The organism is Magnetococcus marinus MC-1, from assembly GCF_000014865.1.
Taxonomy (GTDB): Bacteria; Pseudomonadota; Magnetococcia; order Magnetococcales; family Magnetococcaceae; genus Magnetococcus; species Magnetococcus marinus.
On sequence record NC_008576.1, the window covers coordinates 1,710,793 to 1,734,325 of the forward strand.

The following is a 23,533-nucleotide window of genomic DNA, read 5'->3' on the forward strand; positions in this document are numbered from 1 at the left end:
CCTTGGGCCGCAGGTAACGGGGTAGGGCTAAAACAGGTCTAAAAAAACGAGGGCGGATCTTAATAATCCGCCCTCGTTTGGTTCAGCGAGATGTCTGCCTTATTTTTTGAAGTCTTGCAGCGTCTCTGTGATCAAAAAGGCAATATCCAGGCTCTGGGTGGCGTTGAGACGGGGGTCACAGGTGGTCTCGTAACGCTCAGGCAGATGGGCCTCGGTCACTTGGTGCGAGCCGCCCACACACTCCGTCACCGCGTCACCGGTGAGCTCAAAGTGTACGCCGCCTGGGCAGGTGCCTTCGGCTTTATGCACCGCAAAAAAGGAGCGAATTTCCGACATAACATGGTCCACATTGCGGGTTTTGTAACCGCTGCTGGCGGTAAAGGTATTGCCATGCATGGGGTCACAACTCCAAATCACGGAGCGACCGGCCTGTTTGATGCTGCGGATCAGTTTTGGCAGATTCTCTTCCACTTTATTGTGCCCAAAGCGGGTAATAAAGGTGAGGCGTCCGGGTATATTCTGAGGATTCAGCGCATCGCACAGGCGCAAGGCATCTTCGGCGGTGGCGCTGGGACCCAGTTTGACACCAATGGGATTTTTCACCCCGCGCAAAAACTCCACATGGGCACCATCCAACTGGCGGGTGCGCTCGCCAATCCACAACATGTGGGCCGAGCAGCAATAGTACTCATTGGTCAGGGAATCCTCACGGGTGAGGGCCTGCTCATAATCGAGAATGAGCGCCTCGTGGCTGGTAAAATACTCCACCTCATGCAACACCGGGGTGTTGGTGGAGTTAATCCCCACGGTATCCATGAATTTAAGGGCGTCCGTCAGTTTGTCGGCGATTTCGGCGTAGCGCTTGCCTTGGGGGCTGTTGCTTACAAAATCGCGGGTCCAGTTGTTTAGACTATGCAGATCGGCAAAACCACCACTGGTAAAGGCGCGTAGCAGGTTAAGAGTACTGGCCGACTGAAAATAGACCCGTTCCAGACGGTTGGGCTCTGGGTTGCGGGAGGATTCGGAAAAATCGGGATCGTTGACCATCTCCCCACGGAAACTGGGTAGGGTTTGATCCCCTTGGGTTTCGGTTGGGCTGGAGCGGGGTTTGGCAAACTGGCCGGCAATGCGCCCAACCTTGACGATGGGACGCCCGCCGCCATAGGTCAAAATAACCGCCATTTGCAGCAGGATTTTGAGCTTGTCGCGAATGGCGTTGGCATTAAACTCCCCAAAGGATTCGGCACAATCGCCCCCTTGCAGTAAAAACGCTTTGCCATTGGCCACCCGCTTGAGATGGCCAGAAAGTGAGCGAACCTCACCGGCGAACACCAGCGGCGGATAGCTGCTCAGGTTTTTGCACACCTGTTGGAGTTCGTCCTGATTGGGCCACTCAGGCTGTTGCAGAGCGTTAAATTTGCGCCAGGAGTCGGGTTGCCACGGGTTGGACACAGTGAAATCCTCAAGTAATGGGTCGGATTAAAGCCCAATTCTATGGATGAACAAGGCAGTCGAGTTGCACGTTAGTCGCGGAAGTTTGCCACGTATGGCGGTTAAAAAGCAACCGTTACCACCCAATTTTCCCGCCACCACCGCCAACCTAGCGAACGGCTTGGGGGTTGTCTAGGTCGCGGGCCGGCTGGGGGTGGCGCAGGCGTCTGCTCCGAGTTTTTCAGGTGTTAGGTTGTCTGGTTGCAGTTCTGCCCAAGGCCCATGGCATATAAAAGGAGAGGGCGCCAGCGCTCTGACCCCACGCAGCAGGCTCCGGGCAGAGCCTTTCACACCCCACCACGCCAAGCTGTGGCGAGGTGGCGGGGGTGCGGGGGTGCGAGGGCCGTTGTGCCGAAGCGTCATTCTGGCTCGACCGCTTCTAGGGCGGCGTGCAGGGCTCTTTCAATCCGTTGGCAGCGGTTATGGTTGAGTTTAAGGCCAAACAGGTCTTTCAGATAAAAGACATCAATGGCCTTTTCGCCATAGGTGGCAATTTTACAGGTGCTGATCTGGGCGCCCTCTTCGGTCAAGGTACGGGTTACTGCGTGCAGCAAGCCAAAGCGGTTGCGCGTGGTGATCTCCATAATGGTGTAGATCTCTGAGGCATGATGGTCCCAATTGACCGCTGTGGGCACCATAAAGTGATCCTCTTTACGGATCTTGGGTTTGTGGGCCTTATGGGTGTCTGGGTGGAGCTTGCCACTGAGAATTTTAGCGAGGGTCTGTTTGACCATCTGCTGTTTTTCGAGGTCGGCCACAGGCTGGGCTTGCCAATCCTGGATGACAAAAATATCCAACGCCATGCCATCTTTGGTGGTATTGCCATTGGCGGATAAAATACTGATGGACTCCATCGCCAGCGCACCCGAGATGCGTGAAATCAAGCCGGGGTGATCCTGACAATAGATGAGCATATCGGTGGTATGCGAGGCAGGATTGGTGCGAAAACAGACCGCCAAGGGTTCATCAAACTTGCCATACAAACTGCGAAAATGTTCTGCCACAGCACCGGTTTCAAAACCGATAAAATAGTCGTCGTAAAAACGCTCAAGATAGGTTTCGACCTCATTGTGGGGATAATCATTCATGAGCAGTTCAAAGGTGGCCTCGCGCTGCTCAGCGGCCAGTTCTGCCATATCTTCTGGTTTAAAGAGGCCTCGCACAATAACCTGCGAGGTGACATTGTAGAGCCGCCGTAAGAGGGAGGCTTTCCACTCGCTCCAAACATTGGGTCCCACCGCGCGGATATCTGAAACGGTGAGCAGCAGTAACATATCCATATTTTCCAGGCCACCCATCTGTCGGGCAAACTGGAAGACCGTTTCTGGATCGTTAATATCCCGCCGAAAAGCGGTGTGGGAGAAGATAAGATGGTTGCGCACCAACCAAGCAACTTGCTCGGTAGCTTGGCGATCCAGCCCCAAGCGGGGGCAGACCTCGCGGGCCATGATGGCCCCTTTGATCTCATGGTTGCCGCCACGCCCTTTGGCAATATCGTGGAACAGTACCGCCATGAGCAGCACCAAGGGGTTGCGTACCCGGCTGATGAGTTCACTGGCTAGGGGCAGCTCTTTCATTAACCGTCCAGCACGGATGGCGCGTAGCGCTTCCACCGCCAGAATACTATGTTCATCCACGGTGTAAACATGGAAAAGGTCGTGTTGGGTTTGCCCAATAATACGACCAAATTCTGGGATAAAACGGCCCAGTAGGCCGCAGTTGTTCATGCTGCGCAACGCCCACGCGACGCCATTGGGGGCGGTTAGAATATTGCGAAAAGAGGTGGTTACCCGCTCGTCAACGCGAAAAGTGCGATCAGCCAAGGCAAGGTGACCGGTTATTTGACGCAGGGCGTTTGGATGAATGGCCTCACCATGGCGCTGGGCGATCTCAAACAGGATCATCATACGCGCCGGGTCTTGTTCAAAAGCGTTAGGGCTGTCAACAGCAAGCAAGTTGCCTTCGAGCACAAAACAGTCTTCCAACGGTTGGCGTTGGAGCTCGGTATCCTTATGCTCAACGGTGTACTGATGCAAAAACACCTGACAGAGATTATGGATCTGCTTGGCGGTTTGATAGTAGCGGCGCATAAACTGCTCAACACCCAACATGCCTTCGCGGTCGCGATAGCCAAAATCCTGGGCGATGGTGAGCTGGTGGCCAAAGGTCAAGCGGTCATCGCGACGGTCGGCGGTGTAGTGTAGCGCATTGCGGATGCGCCATAAAAATTCACGGGCGCGGGTAAAGGTGGTATACTCCTCTTCCGTGATCAATTGTTGTGGAATAAGATCTTTAATGCGCATAACTTTGTAGCGGTATTTAGCGGCCCAAAAAAGGGTGTGGATATCCCGCAGACCGCCGGGGTTTTCTTTAATATTGGGCTCCAGATAAAAGAGCGAATTGCCAAAACGTTCGTGACGTTTGGACTGCTCCTCTAACTTCTCCTTGAGAAAACGGGCAGGGTCGGATAAAACCCGCTCTTGAAAATGCTCGCTAAAGTTTTTAAAGAGGGCGCGGTTGCCGGCGAGAAAACGCGACTCCAGCATGCTGGTGCGATTTTCAATCTCTTCATTGGCTTGGGCCATGCATTCATCTAGGGTGCGCACCGCCTGCCCGACATCCAAGCCTAGGTCCCATAGAAAATAGAGGACCTTTTCAATCTTGTCGGTGATCTCGCTAGGGGCAGCGTCGGGTATGATAAAGAGCAGGTCGATGTCGGAATACGGGGCTAACTCACCACGGCCATAACCGCCGGTAGCCACCATGGCATAGCGCTCATCCGGGTGCTCATCCAGCGTGGCGGCCCCCTCTTCGACCGCTTGGTGGGCAATGCCGTGTACCAGGGCATGCAGCCGATTGAGCAGCAGGTCCATGACGAAGGTGTGGCCTTTGACAATACGCCGACCCGTTGCGCCGCACTCATGTTCAATACGCAGTGCCTCGCGGCCCATTTGTAGCGCATTTTTAAAGATGTTAACCAACTCTTGTCGGCCTTTGCTCTCGAAGGGGCTGGGGCCGTGGCGGCGCACCGCATCGGTAATGGCCTCATCGAGTTCCGAAATGTTGATCAGAGGGCGTTTCGCATCTTGATGCATAATAGAGCCATTAAGGAAGGTAATGCGCAAGGCGACCATAAAGGGTGCTTGAAGCGCTGGTGGGTAAGGTGTACATTCCTAGAGTTTATGTCTAAATGCGCGCGCCGCCAAGGAAGCACCGTTTTTAGACCGCTTTTCGTTGTGTTTTTTTGGGATCTCCCGGTTCGGCTACGCCCACCGGGGGGTGATTCGGTACGGTTAACTGCGGCGATATGGGCTGCGTGGCCGTTTTAGAGATGGTTTGACCCCCGTTTCCTGAGGTTTCAAGGTAATGTTGAGTAAACTGTTGGGGCTTTTTTCCACTGATATGGCCATCGACCTGGGTACCGCGAACACGCTGGTCTATGTGCGCGGCAAGGGTATTGTACTATCAGAACCTTCCGTGGTGGCGATTCATGAAAGCCCCCGCCATGGACGTAAAGTATTAGCGGTTGGTAATGAAGCCAAGCGTATGCTGGGCCGCACCCCCGGTAATATTGTCGCAACCCGCCCCATGCGGGATGGTGTGATTGCGGATTTTACCGTAACCGAAGCGATGCTCAAACATTTTATACGGCGGGTACATAAACGCCGCTTTTTCCACTCCCCCCGGATTATTGTTTGCGTGCCCAATGGGGCTACCCCGGTGGAACGTAAGGCGATCCGGGATTCTGCCGAGACCGCCGGTGCCCGTGAGGTGTTTTTGATTGAAGAGCCCATGGCGGCGGCCATCGGGGCCGGGCTACCGGTTACCGATGCTTCGGGCTCTATGGTGGTGGATATTGGAGGGGGAACCAGTGAGGTAGCCATCATTTCGCTGGCGGGTATCGTGTTTTCCCGTTCCATCCGTGTGGGTGGGGATAAGATGGATGAGGCCATCATGGCCCATGTGCGCCGCAAATACTCTCTGCTGATTGGCGAGAGCACCGCCGAGATGATCAAAATCAAGGTCGGTTCCGCTTACCCCCTGGAGGAGCGTATTGAGGTTGAAGTTAAAGGGCGTGACCTGATTAATGGGGTGCCAAAACACCAAATGATCTCTGACCCGGAGATTCTGGAGGCATTGCAAGAGCCCATTAACGCCATTACCGAAGGGGTGCGTACCGCCCTGGAGTGCTGCCCGCCGGAGCTGGCTGCCGACATTGTGGATCGGGGTATCGTCTTAACGGGTGGTGGCGGCCTGCTGCGTGGTCTGGATCGTCTTATCTCCGAAGAGACCGGCTTGCCGGTGATTGTGGCGGAAGATCCCCTCTCGTGCGTGGTTATGGGGTCCGGTAAGGCTCTGGAGGAGCTGGACGCCATGTCCGATATTCTCACCGACCAGTAGTTTAGGCTAGGCTACGATGCTGCCCTTGTGGAGCTTAATACGTCTACACCGACAAAGACTAACGGCCGCAACCTTTTTGTTGCTGGCCGTTTTTCTATTGTTTGTCTTGCGTGCTGATTCGCCAGGGGTGTTGGCGTTTAAGGGGGTGCTGGCCAACCTGTTGGGTGGGATGCAACGGTTGGTGCTCTCCCCGGTGGAGGCAACCCGTGCCGCTGGCCAACGGCTGCAAGAGTTGGGGCACCTGGATGAAGAAAACCTACGCCTCAAACGGCTGCTGGCCAATGTGGGACCTATGCAGTTGCAACTGGACGAGGCGCTTAAAGAGAATCGTCGCCTGCGTCAGATTTTACGTATGTCGGTGGATCCTCACTACACCTACACGGTGGCGCGGGTGGTGGGTGACAGCTCGTCGGCTTTTTCACGGGTATTGTTGGTCAATGCCGGTGCTCAGGAGAAGGTGCGACCCGACACCCCGGCGGTTAGCCCGGCCGGTGTGGTGGGGCGGGTGGTGGCGGTGGGTACCCGTCGCAGCACGGTGCTAACCCTGCATGACATCAACTCGCGGGTGCCGGTGCAGGTGCAGCGTTCGCGCTTGCGTGCCATGGTGGCTGGGACCAACAGCAGTACTCTGGAGCTACGTTTTGTGGTCAAGGGGGGGGATATTTTGGTGGGGGATCTGCTCATTACCTCGGGTACCGGTGGGGTTTTTCCCAAAGGGGTTGGGGTTGCTCGGGTGACCTCGCTTAATCCCAATGCGGATGGGTTGTTTATGCAGGCTACCGCCCGGGCATTGGTGGATCTTGACCGCTTGGAGGAGTTGCGTCTCATGCTGCCGGTGGTGGATGCCGAACCCCTTAGTGAGGGTGAGGAGGCCACCATTACGGATCGCACCGATTTGCGCCCCTTGGGATTGCTGCCCGAGGGGACAAACACACCATGACGCTAGCAGGGAGCCTGCTGGCACCTTGGTTGCCGCTGTTAAGTCTCATGCTGGCGGTGGCGGTGCAGGAGGTGGCGTTGCCTTATCAGGCTTGGTCGGTGTTTCGTCCAGACCTGTTGTTGGTGGCGCTCTTTTATTGGCGTCTCTACCGGCCTGACCGCTGTGGACCGGGTTCTGCCTTTGGGGCAGGGGTGGCGGTGGACCTGCTCAGCGGTGGTCCCATGGGGATCAACGCTTTGAGTAAAATTTTGATTACCCTGCTGATCCGCCGTTTTGGGCCACGTTTGCGGGCGACCGATGCCATCTTTTTGGTGCCAATCCTGGCGCTGTTGTCGCTGTTGGACCAAATGATACAGTTGGGTCTAGCCACCCTGGTGCAGGGGTGGGGGGTGCGGTGGCCGCTGCTGCTGGGGCGGGTGGTCTCCACCGCGCTGGTGGCGCCGCTGGTGGTCGGGGCGCTGATCCATATTCACCGTATCTGGCTAGGAGAGACACCTCGTGCTGGAAGATGAGTATGAACGTTTTCGCTTTGATGCCCGTAAACGGGTCTTGCTGTTGGGGGGCCTGCAAGGTGGGTTGATGCTGCTGCTGGCGGGGCGTCTGTTCCAGTTGCAGGTGCTCAAAGGTGGGGACTATAAAGATTTGGCCGAGGATAACCGGATCAGTTGGAACCCCATACCTGCACCACGGGGGCGTATTTTGGATCGCTTTGGGCAGGTTTTGGTGGACAATGTGCCCGACTATCGGTTGCTGATCGTGCCCGAGCGGGCCGGACCGATTATGCCCTTGGTGGCGCGTCTGCGTAAGTTGGTGGATCTCAATGAAAAACAGATCAAAGGTTTGTTAAAGCAGATTAAAAGTCAACGGGCCTTTTTGCCAGTGCAGGTGCGCGATAACCTGAGCTGGGAAGAGGTGAGTCGATTGGAGGGGCGTCAACACGCTTTTCCCGGCATGATGATCCAGGCGCAAAGCCGCCGCAACTATCCTCATGGCGCCAGCGCGGCGCATCTGCTGGGCTATCTGGGTGAAGTAACCCCACGGGATCGAGAGCGCTTTCGCCGAGTGGCGTTTCGCTCGGGGGATCTGGTGGGTAAAAGTGGCATGGAGCGGGCGCTGGAAAAAAAACTACGCGGTAGTGAGGGTATTGCAGAAATCGAGGTCAATGCCGTGGGGCGACAGGTGCGCCAACTGCGTGCCAGCCAACCTAAATCGGGTGAAGATCTGGTGCTTACCATTGATCTTGCCTTGCAGCAAGATGCCGAAAAGGCACTGGGTGATCGCGCGGGTGGTGTGGTGGTGCTGGATCCCCGTAGTGGTGAAGTGTTGGCGATGGTAAGCTCACCCGCTTATGACCCTAACCATTTTATTCAAGGTTTTAGCAGCGAAGCCTGGGGTCAACTCATCAACGATCCGCAGCGTCCGTTGGCCAATAAGGTGCTTCAGGGGCAGTATCCCCCTGGTTCGACCTTTAAAATGGTGGTGGCACTGGCCGCACTGGATAGCGGGGTTTTGGAAGCCACGCAAAAACTCCACTGCGCGGGGTATTGGGAATATAAGGGGCACCGCTTTAATTGCTGGCATCGGGGTGGACATGGGCGGGTGGATCTTAATCAGGCCATGGCCCAATCGTGTGATGTCTATTTTTACCGGATTGCCGAAAAGGTGGGGATTGACCGCATTCATGACATGGCGGCACGTTTGGGTTTTGGGCAACCCTGCGGTATCGAGTTGGCGGGGGAGTTGCGAGGGGTTAACCCTTCGCGCCAGTGGAAACGCCAGCGTTTTCGCAAATCCTGGTTCCCAGGGGAGACATTGATAACCGCCATCGGCCAAGGCTATCTGACGGCAACACCATTACAGTTGGCCAATATGACCGCGGCGCTTGCCAATGGAGGGACCCTTTACCAGCCCTCGTTGGTTCGACCGCGCGGTGGCTACGAACCCCGCGTGTTAAACCATGCCCGGTTGGATCCAGAGCATCTGCAACTGGTGCGGGCAGCAATGGAGCAGGTCTATTATGGCTACTTGGGCACGGCCCGTAACGCGCAACCGGTAACGGTCAAGGCGGCTGGTAAGACGGGTACTTCTCAGGTTATTGCCCACAAGGTGGATACCGTGGGCGGCAAGCCTATCCCCAGTCAGAACGAGCGTCATCAGGATCATGCCTTGTTTGTCTGTTATGCCCCGGCTGTGGACCCAGAGTTGGCCATTGCTACGGTGGTGGAGCATGGTGGGCATGGGGGCAGTGCGGCAGCACCGGTGGGACAGCGCATTATGGATGCCTATTTTACCCGCCGCCAACAGCGCTGTGAGCGCCGCCCCGTATGAGTAGCGAAACCCGTATTAAACGCGAGGGGGTGCTCAGCGCGTCGCCCCAGCGGTTAACCTTGGACGAACGCATTTATCGCTTTCCGTGGGGGTTGCTACTGGCGCTGTTGGCGATTTTAGGCATGGGGCTTGGGGTGCTCTACTCGGCCACTGGAGGGGATGGTGAGGTGTTGTTTAAACAGGGCCTGCGGGTTGGGGTGATGTTGGCGCTGTTTTTTGCCTTGGCCCTGTCTGGGGATAAGCTGTTTCGGCATAATGCCTATGTGATCTATTTTGGGGTGCTGCTGCTGTTGGTGGCGGTGTTTGCCATGGGTCACATTGGCATGGGGGCGCGGCGCTGGATTGATCTGGGGGTGGTGCGTCTGCAACCCTCGGAGTTGATGAAAGTGGCGCTGGCCATCGCCTTGGCGCGCTGGTTTCATGATCGCAGTGTGGCCAAAAGCATAGGCTTAAAAGATCTGCTGGGTCCGGTGGTCTTAATTAGTTTGCCCCTGGTGTTTATCCTTAAACAACCCGATTTGGGAACCGCGGTGGCGGTGGCTGTGGTGGGCATGGCGGTGGTTTTTGTGGCAGGACTATCCTGGAAGGTGCTGCTGGGGGCGGTGGTGATGCTAGGGGCGGCGATGCCCATGGTGTGGAACAGTCTGCATGATTACCAGCGTCGGCGGGTCGAGACGCTGCTCTCACCAGAGAGTGACCCGCTGGGGGCGGGGTACCATATTATTCAATCCAAAATCGCGGTGGGTTCTGGCGGTGTTTTGGGTAAAGGGTATCTGGCCGGTAGCCAAAATTTGCTCAATTTTTTGCCCGAACGACACACGGACTTTATCTTTTCGGTGTTGGCCGAGGAGTGGGGTTTTGTAGGGGCAATGGTGTTGCTGGGGCTCTATGCCATTGTGGTGGCAAGGGGGCTCTCCATCTGTATTACAGCGCGTAACCGGTTTGGTATGTTGCTGGCGGTGGGCATGGTCACCATGCTGGGGTTGCAGGTGGTGATTAATGTTGGCATGGTGGTAGGGATGCTGCCGGTGGTGGGTATCCCCTTGCCGCTGGTAAGCTATGGGGGAAGTTCGCTGTTGACCACCATGGTGGCGATGGGACTGTTGGCCCATGTGAGCATCCATTCAAAATCGATGAGCCGAACGGTGTAAAGGGTAGGGCCTATGCACCACCGGGAGAGCGTAATGAAATTATCGGATCTGGCCAGTCAACTACAGCTTCCTATGTATGGGGAGGATGTGCCGATCAAGGCTGTAGCCCCCGTGGAGTGGGCGGCGCAAGGGGACCTCTCCTTTGTTGGGGAGCGGAGTTTTTTAGAAAAGGGTAGGGCTGCGGCGGCCTTGCTGGTGACCGCCGAGGTGGCCGAGGCAGGGGTAGAGGGCCAACCCTATCTCATTAGTCCTGCTCCGGCATTGGATGCCGGGCGTGCAGGGGTGCTGCTGGGCATGCAGCCGTTTAGTTCTGCGGTGACGGGTGTTCATCCTACGGCGGTGGTGGATCCCAGTGCGCGGATTGGGGCGGGGGTTAGCTTGGGGCCCTATGTGGTGGTGGAGGCCGAAGCGATCTTGGGGGATGGTGTGGTATTGCACCCTGGGGTGGTGGTGCATCAACGCTGTCAGGTTGGGGCGGGTAGCATTATCCATAGTGGCGCGGTGATTGGAGCGGATGGCTTTGGTTATCAATTTGTAGAGGGCAGTCATCAACGCATTCCCCATTTTGGGTGTGTGGTGATTGAAGAGGGGGTGGAGATTGGGGCCAATACCACCATCGACCGCGCCCGTTTTGGCGAAACCCGTATCGGGGCAGGTACACGCATCGATAATCAGGTACAAATTGGTCACAATGTGCAGGTGGGTAAACACTGTGTCATCGTTTCGCAGGTAGGGATCGCAGGCTCCTGTGTGATTGGGGACTATGTGGTGATTGCCGGTCAGGCGGGCTTGGCCCCCCATGTGGAGGTTGGGCGTGGGGCGCGTATTGCCGCCAGCACGGGACTGGCTGGGGGCAGGGTGCCGGCAGGGGAGACCTGGAGCGGTTGGTGGGGGCAACCCCATCGTGACAGCATGTTGCAATTGAGCGCCATGCGTAAATTGCCCGCCTTTATGAAGCAAGTTAAAGCTTTTATGAAAAAAATGGAGTCCGATGCATGAACATGACCAGCCACGTACAAGCCCGCTATGCGGCGGGTGCCCAAGCTGTTGAACCCCAATTGTGTTGCCCGATCCCCTATGACCAAAACCTGTTGACGCTGCTGCCCCAGGAGATCATTGAGCGGGATTATGGTTGTGGTGATCCCTCCCGCTATGTGCGGCAGGGGGAGACGGTGCTGGATTTGGGCTCTGGAGGCGGTAAAATCTGCTACATGGCGGCTCAGTTGGTGGGGCCGGGGGGGCGGGTGATCGGGGTGGATATGACCGATGATATGCTGGCCCTGGCGCGTCACTTTCAGCCGTATATGGCCGAAAAGTTGGGGGAGGATCGGGTTCGTTTTGTGAAGGGGCAGATTCAGGATCTGGCTTTGGATCTGGACAAAGTGGCAGCCTATCTGGCCGAGCACCCCATCGGCGACCTGGAGAGCTTGCAGAGGTTTGAGGCGTGGCAGCAACAGCAGCGGGCCGAACAACCCATGATTGCCAGCAATTCGGTGGATCTGGTGGTCTCGAACTGTGTCTTAAATTTGGTGGATGATGGGCAGAAGCAGCAATTGATGGCGGAAATTTTTCGAGTGCTCAAGCCCGGTGGCCGTGCGGCGATCTCGGATATTGTCAGTGATGCGCCGATCCCACCCTCTATGAAGGCCGATGCTGAGCTGTGGTCTGGCTGCATCTCTGGGGCGTTCGAAGAGTCGGCCTTTGGGGATGCCTTTCGAGCGGTGGGTTTTGTGGGCGTCACTTATGATAAGTGGGATGAAAAACCGTGGCGGGTGGAGGGCGGCATTGAGTTCCGTTCGGTGACGGTGCTGGCCTATAAACCACCGGTGGTGGATCCCTCGGATCAAGGCCATGGGGTCATCTATAAGGGGCCATTCACCCATGCCACCGATGAGTGGGAGAATATCTACCCCTGTGGTCAGCGTATTGCCGTCAACAAGCAGACATACGAACTGTTGGGGCAGGCGCCCTATGCGGCGCACTTTGTCCGTTTGGCCCCGCAGCACGCGCTGTTGCCAACCCCTTTTACGCTGCCCCCTGGCACGGCGCGTCCTGTTGAATTCATGCGGGGTGGCACGACCCATCTTGGCGGAGAAGCGGGCGGTAGTTGCAAGCCCGGTGGGGGCTGTTGTTGAGGGTGAATTTGGCTGTGCTGGCGCGGGTGCCCCAGTTGGGCCGGGTTAAAACCCGGCTAGCGGCAGAGTTGGGCCAGCAAGCCGCCTTAGAGGCCTACGGCCAACTGCTTGCCCATGTTGCCCAGCAGCTTCGCCATTGGCCCGGTGCGGTTACGCTGTGGAGCACCCCTTGTCTGGAACATCCCCTGTTTGATCAGTTTTTTCCAAGCTGTGGCCGTCGGCTGCAACCCCAAGGCGATTTAGGGGTGCGGTTGGCCCATGTGGCGGCATGGGGGGTGCAGCAGGGGGATGGGGTGTTGCTGTTGGGTGCCGATGGGGCCTCGGTCACGCCTGAACTGCTGCATCAGGCGGCGCAGGCCTTGGCTGAGGTGGATGTGGTGATGGCTCCGGCAGAGGATGGGGGTTATATTCTGCTGGGCATGAAACAGGTGCACAGTATCCTGTTTCAGGGCATAGATTGGGGCTCGCCACGGGTGGCCCAGCAGACCCGCCAAGCGGCGTCAGAAGCGGGGCTGACCCTGTGGCAGAGTGCCGTGCAGTGGGATGTGGATACGCGGGAAGATTGGCTGCGGTTTTTGCGGATGACCAGCGGTTAAGGCAGGGTGGATAAATGGCGATAGGGCGTAGGAGGTATAGGGCGGACTAAGGGGTGGCGCTGCGTGCGGCTGAGGGGGGATTGATTTCAGGCATTATGCCAGTTTCTACTGTTGCTGTCGGTCAATTATGGCTATGATTAACGTTTGTGCTGGCATGGTTTGATTTTTTTATGGCCCTTCGCAACGGATCTCGCTTTGAATCAATGGATTGCCCAAAAAAAGGCCCAGTTTGACGAACTGGTCAATGCCGCCATGGATCGCTCGGTACGCTTGGCTGTTACCGGCCTGAGCCAGAGCGGAAAGACGGTCTTTATTAATGCCCTGACCCACCAGATCTTGCACGGTTTTCATGGTGCTGGGGCGGCACATTTGGATGTGCTTACCCAAGGGCGCTTTAAGGGCTCGACCTCACTGCCGCTCCATCTGGGGGATGCCCCTCGTTTTCCCTACGAACAACAGATCAAGCAACTGACCGCCGAGCAACCCTGTTGGCCCCGTGCGACCGATGGCTTAAGTGAGGTCAGGCTGGCCATACGCTATCAACCCGGTGGTCTGCTGCGGCGGCGTATTCAAAAGGACGCGGTGCTGCAACTGGATTTGGTGGATTATCCGGGCGAGTGGTTGTTGGATCTGCCCTTGTTGGAGCAAAGCTTTGCCCAGTGGTCGGCGCAGATTCATCGGCTGTGTCAGGATGAACCCAGGGCCAGCATGGCAAAGCCCTGGTTAGATAGGGTGGCGGAGCTTAGCCCGCAACAGCCCGCAGACCATGCAAGTTTGGCCGGGTTGCACCATGCCTATCGCGAATTTTTGGTGTTGTGTAAATCCCGCCAGGGTGGTTTAAGCTTTTTGCAGCCGGGAGGGTTTTTGGTGCCCGGTAAGTGGAAGCATGCCCCCTGGATGCACTTTTGCCCCTTGCCGGAGCATCTGTTGGCTGGGCCGCTGGGGCAGGCGATGCAGGCCCATTTTGAGGCTTACAAAGCCCACATGGTGATGGGGTTTCAGCAGGAGCATTTCGCCCGGTTTGATCGCCAGATCGTGCTGGTGGATCTGTTGGAGGGGCTGAGCCGAGGCCCTGCGCGGTTTGCCGATATGCAGCAAGCACTGTTGGCGATTTTGGAGACCTTCCGGTATGGTAAATCCAGTCCGCTAGGGCGTATGCTGAACCCGAGTATTGACAAGTTGCTGTTTGCGGCCACCAAATGTGATCAAGTGGCTGCGGATCAACACGAGCAGTTGGCCCGTTTGATCGGTAAAATGGTGGCGCGTCCGGCCAATGAGGCGGCCTTTTTAGGGGTGGATATTAAAACCATTGCGTTGGCCTCGGTGGTTTGTACCCGTACGGTGATGCGGGAGCATGAGGGGCAAAAGCTGGCTTTTGTGCAGGGTAGACTTAAAGATCAGGCACGCGACGTGCTACTTTATCCTGGAGCCATACCCAGTTCGATCCCCAGCGCAGACGAATGGCCCGGGGAGCGGTTTCAGTTTATGGCGTTTGAGCCGCCACGATTGGGTGGGGTACAGGGGGGCGTGTTGCCCCATATGCGGTTGGACCAAACACTGCAATTCCTGGTGGGGGATAAATTTTTATAATGGCTACGGAAACCTGGGCACGACCCGTGATGGTAGAGCTCTCCGCACAGGAGGCAGAGGCTCTCAGACAAGAGACACCCGCGCCGACCACGTTACCCTATGTGGCGGAGCGTGTTATGGGCGCTCATGATCGTGAGGCCCCAGTGGCCGCGCTGCCCCATGGGGGTGAGATGCCGCTCTCTTCCAGCGATGAGGGGGTTGGGGCTTGGGGTTCTGCATCGGTGGTGCAGAGTGTGGTGCAGGGCAGTTGGGAGGATAGCTTCCCTGAGCGCATGCGCGAAGCGGCCAATAAACCGGTCGAGATCACCCGTCGCATGATGCAGTATGCTGCTACGGTGCGGGCTCCTCGGGGGGGGCTGCTCTCTTGGCGCAGTTTTGCGGCAGCTTTGACCCTGTTTTTTGTGGCGTTGATGGTGGAAAACGCCCTGCTATTTTTGCAAAAGCAGTTTGCCTATAGCTCGGTATTGGGTCTCTTTTTCGCCACCTTGGTGGGGTTTATGGTGGCCGCGTTAAGCTGGTGGGGTTTTCGGGAGTGGCGGCTCTATGCCAAGCAGCGGGACGTTACCCGCATTCGCGAAAAGGCCTTGGCGCTGATGCAACGCAGCAGTTCGGGCGAGGCGCAGCCCCTGTTGGATAAAATTTCGCAGCTCTACAACAACCGTGTTGAAATGCGCTATGGCCTGGAGCGTTTTCAGGAGAGCAGTACCACCTGTTTGACCGATGGTGAGATGCTGACGGTCTATGCCCATGAGGCGCTAACCGTGCTGGACCAACAGGCGAGTAGCATTGTGGTGCGACACTCAGCCACAGCGGCATTGATGACCGCCATTAGCCCCATCGCGCTGTTGGATGCCGCAATTTTTATCTGGCGCAACACCAAAATGATGCGTGAAGTCGCCCAGTGTTATGGGTTTCGTCCCGGTTTTAGCGGTACTTTGGCCTTAATGAACTATGTGGCGCAAGGTTTGGTTGGGGCGGGTACCTCGGAACTGTTGGTGGATGGCACGGGGGAGGCCATGGGGGATTCTCTGACATCGGTGGTGGCCGCTCGGGCGGGGCAGGGGTTGTTGGGTGGGGTCTTTACCGCACGGGTGGGAATCCATACCATGCGCTACTGCCGTCCCATCCCCTTTGACGCCAAAACCAACCCCACCATGGGGCGTTTACGTAAAGAGTTGCTGTCGGCGGTTAAAGGCGCGTTAAAATCCAAAGGCTGATTGTCAGCCTGCGGGTATGATCGAGCGTGGACTTATTGCCGTTAGGTGGCGCGTTTAAAGCCGGCATACGTTAAGGTTGAGCAGATGCTGTGTGTCGGGCTGTTTGATGCAAGTGATGGGCAACGATGGAGAGGCGTTGTTGGGTCCAAACCCTAAGGTCTAAGCGCTTTTTGGGTGGAGCAACAGCGTTTAGGCGTACTTAAGGGTGCCTTGAAGAGAGGCCCGCGAAGATTTTTTAAACCCTGGTTGAAGGAGCCAAGCATGTCCCGAGTCTATAATTTCAGCGCTGGTCCTGCCGTATTACCACTGTCGGTTCTGGAACAGGCCCAAGCGGAAATGCTGGATTATCAGGGTACCGGCATGTCGGTGATGGAGATGAGTCACCGCTCAGCCGCTTATATGGCGATTATCGCCGAGGCCGAAGCCTTGGTGCGTGAGTTGATGGGGGTGCCGACAAACTATAAGGTACTGTTTCAGCAAGGGGGGGCTACGGGGCAATTTACCATGGTGCCCATGAACCTGCTGACAGACCGTTCGCAAAAAGCGGCCTATGTGCATACCGGTAGCTGGTCCAAAAAGGCCATGAGCGAGGCGAAAAAGCAGTGTGACAATGTGGTGATGGTCGCCAGCAGTGAAGCCAGTAATTTTAACTATATTCCCGATCAAGGGGATTGGCAGCCATTTGCTGACGCCGCCTATCTGCACGTGACCAATAATAACACCATTTTTGGTACCGAATACCATTGGACCCCAGAGAGTGGCGATGTACCCTTGGTGGGGGATATGTCTTCCAACATTCTGTCGCGGCCTGTGGATGTCTCTAAATATGGCATTATTTACGCGGGTGCGCAGAAAAACCTGGGGCCATCGGGGGTGACTCTGGTGATTGTGCGGGAGGATCTGTTGGGGCGTCGCAGCAACCTGCCGGTGATGTTGGATTATAAGGTGCAGGCTGAGTCTGAATCCATGCACAATACGCCGCCCACCTATGCCATCTATATTTTGGGTCTGGTGCTCAAGTGGGTTAAAGCCCAGGGCGGGGTGGCTGGTATGGAAGCGCAGAATATCGCCAAGGCTGCGCTGCTCTATAAGGCTATTGATGAGATGGCGTTCTATAGCTGTCCCACTCAGGTTGAGAGCCGTTCTCGCATGAATGTGCCCTTTATTCTGTCGGATGACCGCCTGAATGAGAGCTTTTTGAGTGAGGCCAAAAAGGCCGATTTGGTGACACTCAAGGGGCACCGTTCGGTGGGTGGAATGCGCGCATCGCTCTACAATGCCATGCCTCTTGCGGGGGTCGAGGCGCTGGTGGCCTTTATGGGCGATTTTGCCAAGCGTCATGGTTAGGGGTTGGCGGATGCGGAGGGTGGAAAAGAGCGGCTAACGTAGGTTTAAAAGGGGGAGATACACAACATCTCCCCCTTTTTTTTATTATCATTGATGACGACCATTTTGGTAGGGAGAGTGCCCATGGCTAAAGTATTGATCGCCGATAAGATGTCCCCCATGGCGGAGGAGGTGTTTCGTGCGCGTGGGTTGGAGGTCGATGTTAAGGTGGGCATGAGCCCCGATGAACTGTTGGCCTGCATAGACCAGTACGATGGCATTGCCATTCGTTCGGCCACCCGTTTGCCCGCCCAGGCGATTGCCGCAGCATCGCGTTTAAAGGTGATCGGGCGGGCGGGCATTGGGGTGGATAATGTGGACACCCCGGCGGCCTCGCAAAAGGGTATTATTGTCATGAACACCCCTTTTGGGAACGCCATTACCACGGCGGAGTTGGGGGTTACCTTGGCCATGGCCGCAGCCCGGCACATTCCGGCGGCTACCGCTTCGACCAAGGCGGGTAAGTGGGAGAAAAGCCGCTTTATGGGGCGGGAGTTGGCGGGTAAAACCGCAGGGGTGATCGGGCTGGGCAATGTGGGGCGCTTGGTGGCCCAGCGTTTGGCGGGTTTGGATATGAAGGTGGTGGCGTATGACCCCTTTATCAACAAGGATCGGGCCATCTCATTGGGTTTGGAGATGGTGGATAAGTTGGAGGATCTGTGGCCTCGGGTGGACCTGCTGACGGTGCACACCCCCCTGAACGATCATACCCGTAATTTGGTGGATGCCAAGGTAGTCGCCCAGATGAAAGAGGGGGTGATCCTGGTCAACTGTGCCCGTGGTGGCATCTATAATGAAGATGCCCTGTATGACGGGCTGGTTTCCGGCAAAATCTATGCGGCAGGGCTGGATGTCTATGTGCAGGAGCCTGCCTATTCCCACAAACTGTTTGAGCTGGATAATGTGGTGGCAACGCCGCACCTGGGGGGCTCTACCAAGGAGGCGCAGACCCGGGTGGCGATCCAGATTGCCGAGCAGATCAGTGATTATCTGGTCTCTGGGGTGGTTAAAAATGCCCTGAATATCCCCTCGGTCACTGAGGCCGAACTGCCAACCTTACGCCCCTATCTGGCGTTGGTGGAAAAGCTGGGCACCACCCTGGGGCAGATTGTGGAGACCGGTGTGCTCAAGCTGGAGGTGATCTATCAAGGGGAGGTGGCTAGGATTAAGCGGGCTCCCATCACCACGGCGCTGCTCAAGAGCTTTTTAAGCCCCATGATGGATGGGGTGGTGAATATGGTGAATGCCAATTTGGTAGCGGAGCAACGGGGGATTCAAGTGGTGGAGTCCAGCACCAGTGGCACCGGCTCGTTTACTTCGCTGGTGCGGGTGGTGGTGACCACGGAACGCCGTAGCCGCTGTGTGACCGGAACCCTGTTTAATGGTACCGAACCCCGCTTGATCTCGATGGATGAGATCCCTATTGAGGCGCAACCCGAGGGGCTGCTGCTGTTTGTTGCCAATGATGATACGCCGGGTTTAATTGGGCGAGTGGGTACCCTATTGGGCGAGGCCGGGGTGAATATCTCCAGCTTTCACCTAGGGCGAGAGCAGGCTGGAGGGCGGGCCATCGCCTTTATTAATGTGGATTCTGAAGTACCCGCACCGCTCATGCAGCAGTTGCATGAAACCGCGAATGTGCGCGAGGTAAAATTGATCCGCTATTAACGGCTGCGCTTGTCCCTGTGGTAAAGAGGCAAGGGGGGGTGGCAATGGGGCGCGTGGCAGGCCCTATTGCGACCTTCCGGAAGTCGCATGATGCGGGGGCTGGTCTGCTTCTCCAACCCAGCTTTAAGCCAGCTTTTGCAGCAGCGTGGACAGGGCGATAGCCAGCAGCCAAAGCCATAGCGCCCGCTGGAGCAAGGCCAGTGCTTGGTCGATGGTGGCGGTGCTGGCTTTGGCACCGTCGCCCAGGGTAGGGCGCTCGACGGTGTGGTCATGGTAGCGGGCCTTGCCCCCCAGTGTCACCCGGATGGCCTGGGCACCGGCTGCCATCACCACACCTGGATTGATGCCCTTCCAGCGGCGGGCTTGGGTTAAGGTGTGCGCATAGCTGGCGGCATGTAGCGCGGGGCGAGCGGCCAGCAGATAACTAAGGGCGGTAAGGCGGGCGGGGATCATGCCCATTAGGTCATCCAGACGGGCCGCCGTTTTGCCAAACATCTCATAGCGTGGAGTGCGGTAGCCCCACATGGCATCCAGGGTGTTGACCAGACGAAACAGCACGGCCCCGGGTAGACCCCACAACAGATACCAAAAAAGGCTGCCAAACAGTGCGTCATGCCCATTTTCTAAGATGGATTCGGTGGTGGCCGTGGCAACCTGCTGTTCATCCATCTGTTGGGTCTGGCGGCTGACAATGCGACTGACCGCTTCCCGCGCGCGGGGGAGATCCCCTTGACTGAGTGGGGTTGTAATGGCCTGGGCATGCTGTCGCAGGCTTTGATAACCAATGGTTAAATAGAGTATGACGGCCTGCACCATAACGGCCAACCAGGGGGGTAACATGGGTAGCCAAAACATCGTTAAGGGTAGGGGCAGGGTGAGCAAAAGGGTGGCAAGGGTGCCTTTGAGCCAAGGGTGGCGCGGGCCATTGAGGCGCTGTTCCAGCTTAATGGCCATGTTACCAAAGCCCACTAAGGGGTGAAAACGGCGGGGCTCTTTAAGCCATAGATCCAACATCAGGGCCAGCACAATACATAGTAAATCCACGGCCTGCTCTCTATCTTTACCCGGTCAAGCTAGGGTAGGTGTTGGCATATCCTGTGCGTCATGGCCTGATGCAAAGTTGACCTATGGGCAGCTCATGGCGGCATTTTGCCTTGCCAAGCGCAAGCTTGGGCAACCCTTCGTGTTTTCGCAAAGTTCCATACTTTACGTGCCCGTTAAAGGTTTGGTCAAGCTCTGCTGTGTGGTGGTCTGGGGTGCCTTGGCAAGCACATTGAGTCTCTTTGGGATGATTGTGGGTTGGGTAAACACGGGCCAGATCGAGTGGGCGGTATGGCCTAAAAGCCTACGGCTAACGCCTCTGCGGTAACCTTTTTTCCTTGGATAGGATGCGAGCGTGACTGTGCAATTGCTCCGACAAACCTCTCATATGTCACCTGTTGCATTCGTTGTGTTAGCGGCTGTTTCAGCGCTGTGGGTGGGGCTTGGGCGGTTGTTGGATCCCACCATGGGGGCCGATGGTTTGCGCTATGCGTGGCCCTTGCATAATCTGCTGAACGGTCAGGGCTACACCATGTGGGGTGAGCCCGAGACCTTTTATGTGCCGGGTTACGGTGTCTCAGTACACCTGATGGCAAGCTTGGGTCTGCCCCTGGATTCTGCCGCTGCGTTGGTGGGCATTTTAGCCGTAGCGGGTTGCGTGGTGTTGGTGGGGTGGCAAGTGGGGCGCTGGAGCTCGCCTAAATGGGGGCTAATGGCTGCCGCAGTGGTGGCGCTCAACCCACTGCTTATCGCCCATTCGGGGATTAACCTTACCGAGCCACTCTACACCTTTTTAATGGTTGCAGCGTGGTTTTTGGTGGTACAGGTGTGGCTGGCCCCCAACCGTTTTAACTTGGTTATGCTTGGCCTTGTCTGCGCGTTTAGCTACTTGGTGCGGGAAGAGTTTTTGGTAATTTCTGGGGGGATTGCGGGATTATTTTGGCTGCGCTTTGTGGTAAGTAAGTGGGGTAGGCTTGGGCAGCCCCCTTGGTTAGCGGGCAAAGCCTTGCTGCTGGCCACGCTGCTTATGTTCAGTGGTCCGCTGCTGTGGGGTGGCTGGATCTACCACCACACCGGCAAACTCTCACTCTCGGGCAAAACGGCTCCAGCGTTGGCCTATGCGGATCAAGCGACGGGCCGCATGGAAGAGAAGATGGGGTTGGCTCCTTGGGATTTGCCGGGTATTACGTTGCCCCACTATATTTTAAAGGTACAGCATGCCAAGGTGAGGGCACACCGGCTTATGCTGAATGGCTGGCGTTATCGCCACACCCTTATGCAAAACATGCTCTATGTGGTGGGTTTTGTGCCGCTGCTGCTGCTACCGCTTGGGCATCGTCGCGGTAGGCCGGTGGAGGTGGTGCCAGGGGTGGTGCCAGCACCCAGCTACGGGAGCATTGCCCTGTGGGGGATGCTCTTTCACCTGCCGTTGCTGATCTTGTTGTTTATCTATGTATACCCGCGATTTGTTGTGCCATACAGTGTGCTGCTAAGTGTCGTATTGGCGGCGGCAATGGCCAAGTTTTTTCATGCCCATTGGCCCCCAGCGGGGCGCAACCGGTGGGCTGTGCGGGGGGGGGTGCTCGCGCTTGGGCTGGGGGTGGCGGCGAGCGGCTGGCAGCTGTCGCAGCAGGATAACCGTGATCTCCACCAAGGGATGAAATATGCTGGCTTGGCGGTGCAGGCGTTGCAGCTTAACCCCAGACAGGTGGCGATCCCCAGAAAGGGCATGGTCTTTCAATTTTATGCCAATGCCGGGCGGGATATGTGGAACCCCGAAGCGCTGCCTACCCACACCCCTGCCGCAGTGTTGCGCGATGAATTATGGGCACAAGGCTACCGTTGGTTGGTGATTGATGCGGGCTATTTGGGCCGCTATCCCAATCTGCAACCCCTCTATGATCATCCGCAACAGTTCCGAGCGCAAGGCTATTGCCCGCTGCGGGTCAACCCGGAAAAAGGTTTTGTACTGTTTGATCTAAAGGGTTGTAAACACGAATGATTGAGCCAAATGGCGCTGAGATGCTTGGCGGGATCGAACCATGGGAGGGCACTCTTGAGCATGCAGCATGAGCATAAGCCGGGTTTTACTTATAGTGGTGACGAGTTGGAAGGGATGCAGGATATGCCCTTTTATCAAGCGGCCATTCTGCACGAATTTAAACCCTATCTGCGGGGCAATGTATTGGAGGTCGGTGCCGGTTTAGGGGCCTTTAGTCGTCTTATCCAGCCCATGTGCCAACACTTGACCCTGGTTGAGCCCGATGCACAGAATGCCGCCTTTTTAGCGCAAACGATGGGGGATAAAGCGGGGGTCAGGGTGCAGCAAACCGCCATAGAAACCCTGTTGAATGCCACCCCCGAGGCCCCTTATGATGCGGTGGTTATGATTAACCTGCTGGAGCATTTGGCCCAAGATGGTGAAGTATTGAGCAGGCTGCGCCAGCAGATGACCCCTACCGGGGCCCTCTTAATCTTTGTTCCCGCGCTGCCAGCCCTCTATAGTGCCATGGACCGCAAGCTGGGTCACGTGTGTCGCTATGGACGCCGCCAACTTAGCGAGGTGGTAACGGGGGCCGGTTTTCAGGTTAACAGGGTACGCTGGTTTGATCTGGTGGGTATGGTGCCATGGTACCTGCTCTATACCCTTAAAGGTAGCCGCGTGATGGATGCGCGGATGAGTAAAATTTACGACCGCTGGGTGATGTCTTGGCAGGGCCCGTTAGAGCGGTGGCTGCCACCACCGGTTGGCAAAAATTTGGTGTTGGTGGCAACCCCTCTGCACAATAACCATGCCGAACGAGGGATAAAAGGATAAACCATGGCTGGCAACATGCGTGAGCTAACTTCATTAACCGTAATCATGCCCTGTTATAATGAAGAGAATACCCTGGAAGAGGTGGTCAGTCAGGTCTTGCAAGCCAATATTTTAGGGTTGCAGTTGGAGCTTATCATCGTCAACGATGGCTCGGTGGATGGTTCTCGACAGATCATGGATCAGTTGGCCGCGCAACATCCAGCCATTCGGGCGTTGCACCATGATGTAAACCAAGGTAAAGGGGCTGCATTGAGCACCGGGTTTAAGGCGGCAACAGGGGATCTGGTGTTGATACAAGATGCCGATCTGGAGTATTCCCCCAATGAGTACCCCTCCCTTTTGCAACCCTTTTTTGAACAGCGGGCCGATGTGGTGTATGGTTCACGCTTTCGTGGTGGGCATGGTTATGGGCGGGTTCTCTATTTTTGGCACAGTATGGGGAATCGCTTTTTGACCTTCTGTTCCAATGTGATGACTGATATAAATTTAACCGACATGGAAACCTGTTATAAGGTATTTCGCCGCCCCCTGTTGGAAAAAATTCAATTGCGGGAAAAACGCTTTGGCGTGGAACCTGAAATGACCGCAAAATTGGCCCATTTACAGCCCCGTCCACGCATTTTTGAAGTGAGCATCAGCTACTCGGGGCGTACCTATGAAGAGGGCAAAAAAATCGGTTGGAAAGATGGGTTCCGGGCCATCTACTGCATACTGCGCTATAATCTTATTCGAGATTAAACAACAACGGCACGGTGCAGTGTGGGTGTGCCC

The 23,533-nt window shown here is 56.4% G+C and carries 18 protein-coding genes; 15 read left to right on the forward strand and 3 right to left on the reverse strand.

The genetic code is table 11. The features are described 5' to 3' along the window. Positions 1–99 precede the first annotated feature (99 nt). On the reverse strand, positions 100–1,452 hold the full coding sequence (locus MMC1_RS07205; protein WP_011713074.1) for a class II 3-deoxy-7-phosphoheptulonate synthase: 1,353 nt from the start codon (positions 1,450–1,452) through the stop codon (positions 100–102). Positions 1,453–1,850: 398 nt separating this feature from the next. Continuing rightward, positions 1,851–4,586 (reverse strand): [protein-PII] uridylyltransferase, encoded by a 2,736-nt coding sequence (glnD, locus tag MMC1_RS07210; protein WP_160162676.1) that lies wholly within the window; start codon positions 4,584–4,586, stop codon positions 1,851–1,853. A 271-nt stretch (positions 4,587–4,857) separates the two neighbouring features. On the opposite strand from glnD, the gene MMC1_RS07215 reads away from it, so the two are divergent. The 12 genes from MMC1_RS07215 (at position 4,858) to serA (ending at position 18,903) form a co-directional block, all read left to right on the forward strand. After that, a complete protein-coding gene (locus MMC1_RS07215; RefSeq protein ID WP_011713076.1) occupies positions 4,858–5,892 on the forward strand; it encodes a rod shape-determining protein in 1,035 nt (344 codons plus the stop codon). A 16-nt stretch (positions 5,893–5,908) separates the two neighbouring features. Continuing rightward, positions 5,909–6,832: a rod shape-determining protein MreC gene (gene mreC / locus MMC1_RS19785; protein ID WP_011713077.1), complete on the forward strand. Its 924-nt coding sequence runs from the start codon at positions 5,909–5,911 to the stop codon at positions 6,830–6,832. Then, entirely contained in the window at positions 6,829–7,344 is a 516-nt protein-coding gene (gene mreD, locus MMC1_RS19790) for a rod shape-determining protein MreD (protein ID WP_011713078.1), read from the forward strand. Before mreC ends, mreD begins: the two co-directional genes overlap by 4 nt. Beyond that, complete coding sequence (mrdA, locus tag MMC1_RS07230) at positions 7,331–9,160, forward strand: penicillin-binding protein 2 (RefSeq protein WP_011713079.1); 1,830 nt, start codon at positions 7,331–7,333, stop codon at positions 9,158–9,160. Before mreD ends, mrdA begins: the two co-directional genes overlap by 14 nt. Beyond that, a complete protein-coding gene (gene rodA, locus MMC1_RS07235) occupies positions 9,157–10,311 on the forward strand; it encodes a rod shape-determining protein RodA (protein ID WP_011713080.1) in 1,155 nt (384 codons plus the stop codon). Before mrdA ends, rodA begins: the two co-directional genes overlap by 4 nt. 33 nt (positions 10,312–10,344) lie before the next feature. Continuing rightward, positions 10,345–11,310, forward strand: coding sequence for a UDP-3-O-(3-hydroxymyristoyl)glucosamine N-acyltransferase (gene lpxD / locus MMC1_RS07240; RefSeq protein ID WP_011713081.1), 966 nt, complete (start codon positions 10,345–10,347; stop codon positions 11,308–11,310). Next, a complete protein-coding gene (locus MMC1_RS07245; protein WP_011713082.1) occupies positions 11,307–12,446 on the forward strand; it encodes a methyltransferase domain-containing protein in 1,140 nt (379 codons plus the stop codon). Before lpxD ends, MMC1_RS07245 begins: the two co-directional genes overlap by 4 nt. A 2-nt stretch (positions 12,447–12,448) precedes the next feature. Beyond that, positions 12,449–13,042: a TIGR04282 family arsenosugar biosynthesis glycosyltransferase gene (locus tag MMC1_RS07250; RefSeq protein ID WP_011713083.1), complete on the forward strand. Its 594-nt coding sequence runs from the start codon at positions 12,449–12,451 to the stop codon at positions 13,040–13,042. Between the two features lie 195 nt (positions 13,043–13,237). Continuing rightward, positions 13,238–14,632, forward strand: coding sequence for a YcjX family GTP-binding protein (locus MMC1_RS07255; RefSeq protein ID WP_143711380.1), 1,395 nt, complete (start codon positions 13,238–13,240; stop codon positions 14,630–14,632). Further along, entirely contained in the window at positions 14,632–15,849 is a 1,218-nt protein-coding gene (locus tag MMC1_RS07260; RefSeq protein ID WP_011713085.1) for a YcjF family protein, read from the forward strand. Before MMC1_RS07255 ends, MMC1_RS07260 begins: the two co-directional genes overlap by 1 nt. A gap of 261 nt (positions 15,850–16,110) precedes the next feature. After that, positions 16,111–17,196, forward strand: a complete 1,086-nt coding sequence (serC, locus tag MMC1_RS07265) for a 3-phosphoserine/phosphohydroxythreonine transaminase (protein WP_011713086.1) — start codon at positions 16,111–16,113, stop codon at positions 17,194–17,196. A gap of 123 nt (positions 17,197–17,319) precedes the next feature. Continuing rightward, a complete protein-coding gene (serA, locus tag MMC1_RS07270; RefSeq protein WP_011713087.1) occupies positions 17,320–18,903 on the forward strand; it encodes a phosphoglycerate dehydrogenase in 1,584 nt (527 codons plus the stop codon). Between the two features lie 123 nt (positions 18,904–19,026). Here serA and cbiB read toward each other — a convergent pair whose 3' ends face one another. After that, a complete protein-coding gene (cbiB, locus tag MMC1_RS07275) occupies positions 19,027–19,947 on the reverse strand; it encodes an adenosylcobinamide-phosphate synthase CbiB (RefSeq protein WP_011713088.1) in 921 nt (306 codons plus the stop codon). 385 nt (positions 19,948–20,332) lie between these two features. Here cbiB and MMC1_RS07285 point away from each other — a divergent pair, with 385 nt between their 5' ends. From MMC1_RS07285 to MMC1_RS07295, 3 genes are read left to right on the forward strand one after another with little or no spacing between them, the layout of a single operon-like run. After that, a complete protein-coding gene (locus MMC1_RS07285; RefSeq protein ID WP_143711381.1) occupies positions 20,333–21,946 on the forward strand; it encodes a hypothetical protein in 1,614 nt (537 codons plus the stop codon). Positions 21,947–22,006: 60 nt separating this feature from the next. Then, positions 22,007–22,762, forward strand: coding sequence for a class I SAM-dependent methyltransferase (locus MMC1_RS07290; RefSeq protein ID WP_011713091.1), 756 nt, complete (start codon positions 22,007–22,009; stop codon positions 22,760–22,762). A gap of 3 nt (positions 22,763–22,765) precedes the next feature. Beyond that, entirely contained in the window at positions 22,766–23,500 is a 735-nt protein-coding gene (locus MMC1_RS07295) for a glycosyltransferase family 2 protein (RefSeq protein ID WP_011713092.1), read from the forward strand. Positions 23,501–23,533 lie beyond the last annotated feature (33 nt).